The sequence below is a fragment of the Nitrosomonas sp. Nm166 genome, from assembly GCF_900112825.1.
Taxonomy (GTDB): domain Bacteria; phylum Pseudomonadota; class Gammaproteobacteria; order Burkholderiales; family Nitrosomonadaceae; genus Nitrosomonas.
Map to the genome: position 1 here is coordinate 116,884 of NZ_FONE01000002.1, position 9,162 is coordinate 126,045.

Here is a 9,162-nt window from a genome sequence, read left to right on the forward strand (position 1 = left end):
GCTGTTAATTCTGGATTATTGTATAGGTCATCTCATGTCCCAACATCATACTCTTCAATTTACGCAGTGTTATGAGAAGCACATGCTAGATATTCCATCTTATGGTGTACTACAGGTCAAGCCGAGCCATGGGGATGTGCATCATTCACTATTTCTTTAACCCGCGTATTTTGGTAGTCTATTAAAGTAGAGGACTGAATAAAACATTCAGTTCTTATCCAAAGTAGAAGTTCTTGTACCGAAATTAGTGTTGACAGACTGATCAGGCAACCACGAGTGGTTAGCATGCGGGCTTGGTTCATTCCTTGCCCGCCACTCATCTTTAACGATGGAGATAAAACATGGCTAAACAGACACGTACACCCGTTAACCAGAAAAGTAATTCCGATGTGACTTCTACCCCTGAGCAGCGTGAGGCGATGATTCGCGAGGCTGCTTATCACCGCTACGCGAAGCGTGGCTACATTCCCGGGCATGATCTTGATGATTGGCTTGCGGCCGAAGCAGAGCTTGAGCACAGAATGCCCGAATCTCAGGAGTTTTCGCCAGAGATGGAAGTTCAGCAGAGCGGCATGCATGGGCCTGCGAAGGATGACGAATTGAAGCGGATGATCAGACAGCATCCGCAAAAAGCCATACCCCAGGTTGAGAGCATGGAGCCAGAAAAAGCGCCATTCAAGGAATGAAGACGGAAAATGCAAGCGAGCAACTCCAGGAATGCATCCTGAGCCGGAAATGCAGAGCTAAAACTTCGTAACTATCGTATTGCCCTAGCTCGCAATTTTTCTATCGCATATTCGCTTACCTATTACAGAAGCTGTGTTTGATAGCTTATGGTTATGGGAAAGAAACCGCGAAATGTTTAACCGGCGTCTCAGCTTCCGAGAAAACACTCGTCCAAGCGATGCCATCATCGCCAATGGTGCCGCGAAACATGCCTTTCGTGCTGAAACGCATTGCAAAATTACCGGTTGCATCTAGTACGATCAAGCCGCCATCACCGCCGATGGCGGCGATTTCCGCTAGTGTGTTATCGGCCGCCTCAGCAATCGATATGCGTTGCAGCCGCACTTGTGCGGCTGTATTAAACGCTGCTGCGGCGCGGATGAATATTTCGCCGGTGCCGGTCGCGGACACCGCAACCGAGCGGTTATCCGCATAGGTGCCGGCACCGATGATCGGTGAATCCCCCACGCGTCCGAAGCGCTTGTTCGTGAGCCCGCCAGTTGATGTGCCGGCGGCGAGGTTACCGTAGTGATCCAGCGCTACCGCGCCGACCGTTCCGCGCTTTTCATCGTTGCTAGGCAGCGGTATGTCGGAATCAGCGTCGTGATCACGCAGCACGCGTTCGTTGGCAATAGCTTTTTGCAATTGATCCCAGCGGTATTGCGTGTAAAAATAGGAAGGATCGACGATTTCCAAGCCTTGCTCGGCAGCAAAAGTTTCGGCGCCTTGACCCATTAGCATCACATGCTCGCTTTTCGTCATTACTGCGTGTGCAGCGCGGATTGGGTTACGGATTGTCGTGACTGCGGCAACAGCGCCTGCCATACGCATGGAGCCATCCATGATAGAGGCGTCCAGCTCATTGCGGCCAGCGTTGCTAAAGACTGAGCCTTTGCCGGCGTTGAACAAGGGGGAATCTTCCATCACCACGATCGCTGCAATTACCGCATCAATGCTACTGCCGCCTGCTGCAAGGACCGTGTAGCCAGCGATCAGGGACTGTGCAAGCACTTGCCTGTAAGCCTGCTCACGCTCCGCTGTCAGTTTGCTACGCTCAATAGTGCCGGCACCCCCGTGAATCACCAGTCGGATGGATGAATGATCTGTCATATGATGTTTGTATTGTTCTCAGCAATATAGCCAATTACTGCCGACCTTGATGGTAATGAGAGTACCGAGCTATTGTGCTTCTACCACTTAATTGCAATAACCATGACTTAGTCGACTGCTTCCTTATTCGTCATTTCCAATACCTCAGCTGCTGTCAGTTGTTTACTCAGATCACCATCCCACGTGGCATTGAAGGGCAAAGTGTTTTGCACACGAGCGGCGCGGTCGAGATAGGCTTGCAAGGTCATGTTTGGCTGCGTGATCGGCGTGGCAATGGCGCGCGGATTGCTGATTGCTTCGTTGAACAGGGCTTGATTGATCTTGGCATGCGGCCGGGTAGCGAGTTTTGCCTTGGATGTTGAACGTACAGTACTCAGCAATTTCTTGAGGAGTAGATTGTGATTGCGCTTGTCGTCTTCCAGAATCGGATAGGTTTGCAGATAGAGTGTATTACCGCGCCAGCCGAGCAGGTGGGGCTGATTCACGACGCGTACTGGCGTACCGACCGGTACGTCGTTGTAAATACACACGATGTCTTCGGGATACATGCGCAGACACCCATAGCTGCCGCGCAGGCCAATACTCGGCGGTTTATCAGTGCCGTGAATGGCGTAGCTCGGCCAGTCGAGTTTCAACACATGAGTGCCCATCGGATTGTCCGGTCCGGGTGGTACAACGGCTGGCAGTGGATCGCCTTTCTTTGCGTATTCTTTACGGATTGACGGTGTCGGTATCCAGGCAGGGTTTGCCTTTTTGGAGGTGATCCGGGTTGTGCCTTCCGGTGTTTTCCATTCTATACGCCCGATGCCTACTGGGTGAGTGATCACTTTCTGCAACTCGCCAACCTTGGTTTTTGGATAATAAAACAGGCGCATCGCAGAAAGATTGATCACAATGCCTTGACGAGGTGCATCCGGCAGCACGAACTGGGTAGGAATTACAATTTGAGTACCTGCTCCTGGTAACCAGGGATCGACATGGGGATTAGCACTTACGATTTCTTCGTAACCCAAGTTGAAGCGCCGGGCGATATCGGAGAGTGTATCGTCTTCGTTGGCGGTGATGACTTGCAGCGTGCCCACTACATCGTCGCGTGCGGGATTAAAACTAAATTCATGACTGGCTAATGGAATGGGTAATGATTTAACCGGTACGGGCAAGGCCGATTGCCGGAATAAAAACGATTGGCAACCACTCAGTAGAAAGAGGCTGCCGAATAAACCGCACAGCAGACCATAGCGCAGCGATAATAAAAGGTTTTTATTCATTTGAATCAAGATAATTATGAAACGGCAGGGTAATCAATGGCTCATCAATTTACAGGGTTTTCCCTCATTCCTCAACAACTGATAAGGAAATCCACACAATAATGCTCGATACCCCTATACTAATTAAGGGAGAACATGAAGTAGCTAGTTCTTTCAATAAATTCTTTTTAAATGATGGAATTATGGCAAATATCGGTTTTATCGGCTTAGGGCTTATGGGTAAGCCCATGGCGCAACATTTGATCAGAGGCGGGCACAGTTTATTTTTACAGTCGCGCAGTGGTGTGCCTGCGGATTTGGTTGCGCTGGGCGGCAAGGCTTTTGCTTTGCCTAGGGAGGTAGCGCAGCGTGCGGAGATTATTATCACCATGTTGCCGGATACGCCGGATGTGGAAAAAGTGTTGTTTGGTGATGACGGTGTTATTGAAAGTTTGGAGCCTCATTCCGATCAGCCTAAGATTATCGTGGATATGAGTTCCATCTCACCGCTGGAAACGCGTAAATTTGCGGCACGGATTAATATGCTTGGACATGAGTATGTCGATGCACCGGTTTCCGGAGGTGATGTGGGAGCGCAGAATGCCACGCTGACGATTATGGTGGGTGCAAGTACAGCAGTGTTTGGCAAGATGAAGCCCATTTTCGAATTGATGGGGAAGAGCGTTACACACGTGGGTGAGAATGGTGCCGGTCAGATCTGCAAAATTGCCAATCAGATTGTCGTATCAGCAACCATCGAAGCGGTAGCTGAGGCGTTGCTGTTTGCTTCCAAGGCAGGCGCTGATCCGGAAAAGGTGCGGCAGGCTTTGATGGGCGGTTTTGCAGCTTCACGTGTGCTGGAAGTGCACGGAGAGCGTATGATTAACCGGCGCTTTGAGCCGGGTTTTCGTATCGAGTTACATCAGAAGGATTTGAATATTGCATTGGCGAGCGCTTCCGCTTTGGGTGTGAGTCTGCCCAATACGGCTACTGTTCGTGAATTGTTTTCTGCATGTCTCGCACAGGGCGGCGCGAAATGGGATAATTCAGCGCTAGTGAAGATACTGGAAAAATTGGCTAATCACGAAATTCAGAAACATTCGGAGTAATAGTATGTCGCCTCAAGAACTCGTCAACAGTTTGCGGTCGTTCTTGCCTGCCGAGGCAGTGTTGCATGAAACCGAAGATTTAAAGCCGTATGAGTGCGACGGTTTGTCGGCTTACCGGCAACTGCCGATGATAGTTGTTTTGCCGCGCAATGAAGAACAAATCGCCAAAATTCTGCAACTTTGCTATGCCACGAAAACACCGGTAGTGGCACGGGGTGCGGGTACGGGTTTATCGGGTGGCGCATTGCCGCACGCCCAAGGTGTTCTGTTGTCACTTGCTAAACTAAATCAAATCATTGCAGTGGATTCGCTGGCGCGTACAGCGCGCGTGCAGCCGGGCGTCAGGAATCTGGCGATCAGCGAGGCGGTGAGGCCGTATGGTTTATATTATGCGCCGGATCCGTCATCGCAAATTGCTTGCTCAATTGGCGGCAATGTTGCGGAAAATTCGGGCGGCGTGCATTGCCTGAAGTATGGTTTGACGGTGCATAACATTCTCAAGTTGCGCGTTCTGACCATTGGAGGCGAATGCCTGGAAATTGGTGGTGAAAGTCTGGATAGTGCAGGTTATGATTTGCTCGCGCTGATGACCGGCAGTGAAGGTATGCTGGGTATAGTCACTGAAATCACCGTCAAACTGATTCCTATACCCGAAAAGGCGCAACTGGTGATGGCAGCGTTTGATGATGTGCAAAAAGCGGGCAATGCGGTGGCGAATGTGATTGGCGCAGGTATCATTCCTGCCGGTATGGAAATGATGGATAAAATCACCATTCATGCCGTGGAAGAGTTTTTACACGCCGGCTATGACCTGGATGCTGAAGCTATTTTATTGTGTGAGTCCGACGGCAGCACTGAAGAAGTGGCGGATGAGATTCAGCGAATTTATGCCATCATGCAGCAAAGTGGCGCGACCAAAATCAGCACCTCACGCAATGAAGCTGAGCGACTCAGCTTCTGGGCCGGGCGTAAAGCGGCTTTTCCTGCAGCGGGCAGAGTCTCACCGGATTATTACTGCATGGATGGCACCATTCCGCGCAAGCATCTGGCAGATGTATTGCGCGGTATTGAAAAACTTTCGCAGCAATATGGGTTGCGTTGCATGAATGTGTTTCATGCCGGAGATGGCAATTTGCATCCACTGATTCTGTACGACGCCAACCAGCCGGGTGAGTTGGAGAAAACTGAGGAATTTGGCGGCAAGATACTAGAAATGTGTATTCATTCGGGCGGCACAATCACCGGCGAGCATGGTGTGGGAATGGAGAAAATCAACCAGATGTGTGAACAGTTCGGAGCAGGTGAGCTGGAAATGTTCCATGCGGTGAAAGCTGCATTTGATCCGGTAGGGTTACTGAATCCCGGCAAAGCTGTGCCCGCTTTACATCGCTGCGCAGAGCTGGGCGCTATGCATGTACACCGGGGTGAAGAAAAATTTGCTGAACTGCCACGTTTTTAAAACTCATGCAAACGATTATCGATCAATACAAAACCATCATTCGTGAAGCGGCTGAGCACAAAATCCCGCTACAGATACGTGGCGGCGGGACTAAATACTTTTATGGCAGTTCACCCATCGAGCAAAGCAACCTGTGGCTGGATGCAACGGCGTACAACGGTATTATTGATTACGAGCCGACCGAACTGGTCATTACGGCGCGTGCTGGTACATGCTTGGCCGATCTGGAAGCCGCGCTTGATCAGCACGGGCAAATGCTGGCGTTTGAACCGCCGCATTTTGGTGCAGCGGCCACATTGGGTGGTTGTGTTGCTGCAGGTTTATCCGGTCCGCGCCGTGCTGCTGCAGGTAGCGTACGTGATTTTGTGCTGGGTGTACGGCTACTGGATGGAAAAGGCGAGGATTTGCATTTTGGTGGGCAGGTGATGAAGAACGTCGCCGGTTACGATGTTTCACGACTGATGGTGGGATCCATGGGTACACTGGGGGTGTTGCTGGAAGTCTCACTCAAAGTCTTGCCAAAACCAGTGGCTGAGATTACGTTGTGTATGGAAATGAATGAGGCTATGGCTATCGAGAAAATGAATCAGTGGGCCGGTAAGCCGCTGCCGATTTCCGCAACTTGTTATACGGGTGGTGAATTGTTTCTCAGACTCTCTGGTGCTGAATCTGCGGTACGTGCGGCCCAGCTAAAACTGGGCGGCGAAGAACTCGGTGAAGGTGGAGCGTTCTGGCAATCGGTGCGCGAACAGACGCATGATTTTTTTCAATCCGGCAAGCCCTTGTGGCGTTTATCCATTAAATCAACAACACCCGGTTTGCCTTTATCCGGATTGCAATTGATAGAGTGGAGTGGTAGTTTGCGCTGGCTAATTGGGAACGCAGGCATCAATGCAAAAACCATCCGTACTACTGCAAAAGATGCGGGCGGTCACGCAACTTTATTTCGCAATCATGAGTCATATATCCCTGTATTTCATCCGCTTGACCCCGGTATGATGAAAATTCATCGTGCACTGAAAGAAAAATTTGATCCATCCGGAATCTTTAATCCCGGTCGACTCTATCCTGAGATTTAAATGCAAACTAAGCTTGCTGATTTTATAAAAAATTCACCACAAGGACAGGAAGCCGATGCCATTCTGCGCAGTTGTGTGCATTGTGGTTTTTGTCTAGCCACTTGTCCGACTTATCAGATTTTGGGGGATGAACTGGATAGTCCGCGCGGGCGTATTTATCTGATGAAGCAGATGCTGGAGGGGCAGCCGATTACGCAAAAAACCCAATTACATCTGGATCGTTGTTTGACCTGCCGTGCTTGTGAAACCACTTGCCCATCAGGCGTGCGTTATGGCGCATTGGTGGATATTGGCCGTGGTATTGTCGAAGAGCAGGTAAAGCGTAATGTTCAGTCTAATATTCTGCGCTTCACATTACGCAAAATTTTGCCGAATACAGCGGTATTTAGTGCATTGCTTAAAGCAGGGCAAATCGTGCGTCCGTTTTTACCGAATAATTTAAAAAGAAAGATTCCCCTCAAACCTAAGCACACGAAAGCATGGCCTGCATCATATCACCCACGTAAAATGCTCGTGCTTGATGGTTGTGTACAACCTGCTTTAGCGCCTAATATTAATGCGGCTACCGCAAGTGTACTGAATAAGCTGGGCATATCTTTAATTAAAGCTAAGAATGCGGGATGTTGCGGGGCTGTTACTTTTCATCTAAACGCTCAGCAGGAAGGATTGGATTATATGCGCCGCAATATTGATGCTTGGTGGCCATTGGTGGAACAGAAGGAAATTGAAGCGATTGTGGTGACAGCGAGCGGATGTGGAGTAACTATTAAAGAATATGGTCATTTACTGCAACATGATCAAGTGTATGCCGAGAAGGCGGCACGAATATCAGCAATCGCTAAAGATATTAGCGAAATCCTTCATGCAGAGCTGGAAAATATTGAGCGGCTGATGAATAAACGAAATGTCGCTACTGATAAAACAAAGCTGTCTTTTCATTCCCCTTGTACCTTGCAGCATGGTATGAAAATTCGTGGTGTGGTCGAAAAAATTCTGATTGCTGCGGGTTTTGATTTGACCGTCGTTCCTGATGCGCATCTGTGCTGCGGTTCGGCCGGTACTTATTCAATTCTGCAACCCGAACTCTCGCAACAGCTACTGAGAAACAAAGTGACTGCCCTGGAATCGGGTAAGCCTGATCAGATTGCTACTGCCAACATTGGTTGTCTGATGCATCTGCAGAGTGGTAGCACATTATCTGTCAAACACTGGATTGAGCTGATGGATGATCAATTAACCAGAAGCTGAACTGTGAAAAATTTTTATTTCAGATTAATATTCTGAACTTTTTGTTATACAATCCTGTGCTAAATTGTTCGGCGAAATTCTGAGCATACATAAATAAAATAGCTTACAGATAAATAAATTGGAGAAAATATGAAGGTAGTTTCTAGGAGTAGTTGGATAACAAAGTTTGGCGGCGCGGTTTTAGGGGCTTTTTTAGCACTGCCATCGTATGCGCAGCTAATGCTCGCTCATGAGGGGCATCATGATGCCGGTGGGTGTACCATTAAAACCGGTGAGTTTCCAGTAACCTTCAGCGCTTATGAAGTTCCAGAAGGTAATATACCGCCAATGCATTCATATTGTGAAAACCTGCCTGCTACAGGTAAAGTGAATTTAACCATAGAGCTGCCTCATGAAGCTCGCACAATACCGCTTGCTGTACGCCTTGTAAAAGAAGGGCACGATGGGCATAGCGGAAAGCATGATGCTGCAGCCGGGCAGAAACAAGCAAGCACTGAAATGGATCATGATGGGCATGAGGGAATGAATCATGACGAACATGCAGGGCATGGTGCTGCTGAACCTGGCATTGTCTACATGCCTTCGCAAGTACATAACTCTGGAATTATCGTGATCGCAGCTAATCTCGATGAAAAAGGGCACTATGCGGTGCAGCTTGAGAAAAAAGATGAAGCAGGCAATGTTAAAACAGTTGTGCGTATTCCATTAGGCGTTGGTATGGGCGGTGGACATGCTGGTCATGGCGGTGGTTTAGGCATGATGGAAATTGCCTTGATCGTCATTGCTGGTGGAGGTGCTGCCGCATTTTATTTCATGCGTCGTAAAAAAATATCCGAAGCTTCGGCTTAGCGCTTATTCTTAGTGTTTAATACTACAAAGATCTGGTTATCAAGCCCTTTCGCGTTATATCTCTGAAGTTTGAGATCTAATCATTTATCGTTAGGTAAATCAATACAATTAATTGAGTCAATTAGAAGAGTAGTTACAAATATTTCCTAGATGTTTCTCAATTCAGAGATCTTGACATCAAGAAAGAGGCTGAGTTAGTGTAGGGGATTGGGTAGAGAGATAGACACTAGGCTAGACTTTCGAGATTAGAACAATAAGAAGAGGGGGAAGTTATGAAAAACAAAGGAGAAGGAGAGAGGAGATGAATGCCAAGAGATGGCTGATTATAGGTGCGG

8 protein-coding genes are annotated in these 9,162 nt (G+C 48.6%); 6 read left to right on the top strand and 2 right to left on the bottom strand.

The window, feature by feature from the left end; all coding sequences use genetic code 11:
• Positions 1–341: 341 nt before the first annotated feature.
• Positions 342–686, top strand: a complete 345-nt coding sequence (locus BM021_RS01280) for a DUF2934 domain-containing protein (protein WP_090717829.1) — start codon at positions 342–344, stop codon at positions 684–686.
• A 151-nt stretch (positions 687–837) separates the two neighbouring features.
• On the opposite strand, the gene BM021_RS01285 is transcribed toward BM021_RS01280, so the two are convergent.
• Positions 838–1,809, bottom strand: coding sequence for an isoaspartyl peptidase/L-asparaginase family protein (locus tag BM021_RS01285; protein WP_256207715.1), 972 nt, complete (start codon positions 1,807–1,809; stop codon positions 838–840).
• 134 nt (positions 1,810–1,943) lie between these two features.
• The gene (locus BM021_RS01290; RefSeq protein WP_090717834.1) at positions 1,944–3,104 is read right to left on the bottom strand and encodes a L,D-transpeptidase family protein; all 1,161 of its coding nucleotides are present in this window, start codon (positions 3,102–3,104) and stop codon (positions 1,944–1,946) included.
• A gap of 182 nt (positions 3,105–3,286) precedes the next feature.
• Between BM021_RS01290 and BM021_RS01295 the strand changes: the two genes are divergently transcribed.
• From BM021_RS01295 to BM021_RS01315, 5 genes are all read left to right on the top strand, one after another.
• The gene (locus tag BM021_RS01295; RefSeq protein ID WP_090717868.1) at positions 3,287–4,192 is read left to right on the top strand and encodes a 2-hydroxy-3-oxopropionate reductase; all 906 of its coding nucleotides are present in this window, start codon (positions 3,287–3,289) and stop codon (positions 4,190–4,192) included.
• Between the two features lie 4 nt (positions 4,193–4,196).
• A complete protein-coding gene (locus tag BM021_RS01300) occupies positions 4,197–5,651 on the top strand; it encodes an FAD-linked oxidase C-terminal domain-containing protein (protein ID WP_090717837.1) in 1,455 nt (484 codons plus the stop codon).
• Between the two features lie 5 nt (positions 5,652–5,656).
• On the top strand, positions 5,657–6,730 hold the full coding sequence (gene glcE / locus BM021_RS01305; protein WP_090717840.1) for a glycolate oxidase subunit GlcE: 1,074 nt from the start codon (positions 5,657–5,659) through the stop codon (positions 6,728–6,730).
• Positions 6,731–7,978: a glycolate oxidase subunit GlcF gene (gene glcF, locus BM021_RS01310; protein ID WP_090717845.1), complete on the top strand. Its 1,248-nt coding sequence runs from the start codon at positions 6,731–6,733 to the stop codon at positions 7,976–7,978.
• Positions 7,979–8,107: 129 nt separating this feature from the next.
• Positions 8,108–8,827 (top strand): hypothetical protein, encoded by a 720-nt coding sequence (locus BM021_RS01315; RefSeq protein ID WP_090717848.1) that lies wholly within the window; start codon positions 8,108–8,110, stop codon positions 8,825–8,827.
• Positions 8,828–9,162 lie beyond the last annotated feature (335 nt).